Annotated in this window: 1 pseudogene; it reads left to right on the top strand. The window is 56.2% G+C overall.

Features of this window, described 5'->3' with window-relative positions:
* Positions 1 to 122: 122 nt before the first annotated feature.
* Positions 123 to 275 (top strand): annotated as a pseudogene (locus F1735_RS38000) (recombinase family protein); the annotation flags it as partial.
* Positions 276 to 1,086: the final 811 nt, after the last annotated feature.

A 1,086-nucleotide genomic window follows, 5' to 3' on the forward strand; every position in this document is an offset into this window, starting at 1 on the left:
TCATGGTGTGGGCGTTTTGATTAAGCTTCAGAAACTAAATCATGCCAGAAATGGGCGCCCACTCCCACCTTTTCGCTTGCGCTGCCAAGCAATTTTCATCCGTTCCGCTAGTTTTGCAAGAGGCTCTAACGAAAGCGCAGCAAGTCGATGTGATGGTGCGGCTCACAGCCGGAGAGTCCGTCGCTAAGGTCGCCCGTGATTTTGGTACGACGCGCCAGTCCATCATGCGGGTACGGGCCAGACATGTTTCAGTCGGTGCGACCGGTTCCCCATGACGCACGCCGCATCCAACGCCGACAATCAGTTCGCCGTCGCCGTCAAGGGTCCAAAAGACGAGGTTGGCTATATCCTCACTTTCCAACCAAAGTCATTCGATTGGCGCGCGCGCGAGGCTTGTGAGCACCCTTGGGGCGGTGGTCATGCCGCCGTACTGGAAGAAGCTCTGTCCAGGCTGGGCATGATCTGCGGCTTCAACCACCCTAGCGCATTTTCTCGATGTCGACAGGTGGTAGCGCGGTCTTGCCGTCGATGTCGCGCAGAATGCATTTGGGAGAGGTTACACGAAAAGGCGAGTGCAACTTTTCTTGTAACCTGATTTTGTGTAACTTTGGGTACCCTCAACAGGTCCCGAATTTTGACAGAATGGCTTGCTCACGAGCCGATCCGGCAGCTGCTCGAAACGACCCGGCGATGTCCGTGTAACGCATTGATTCCTTAGAAAATTTTAGCCCTTCGCGGCGCAGCGGAATAACGACTTCCGCACCCGTGGAACATTCCGGCCGATCGTGCCAACCTGGTTGCATTTGGGCGCTGTCCAGCCTGCGCAACCGGACGCGGAACTGTCGATATTCCCCGGAAGCAATGCAACGATCAGAATTGTCACTGAGGATTGGGTGTTGTCATGAGAATCAAGCACCGCTAGGGCCGGTTTGACGCGCATCGCCCATTTTCCGCCCACCGTAAATTTTGTCCTCGATCCGGTCCTGCGCACGGCTGGCCACGTCCATGTTCACTTCCAGGTAGCCCATCGTGGTCTTCGGGTCCTTGTGGCGCATGATGGCTTGGATGGTCTGAATGGGCGTGCCT

The sequence above is a fragment of the Massilia genomosp. 1 genome, from assembly GCF_011682185.1.
Taxonomy (GTDB): domain Bacteria; phylum Pseudomonadota; class Gammaproteobacteria; order Burkholderiales; family Burkholderiaceae_D; genus Telluria_A; species Telluria_A rubra.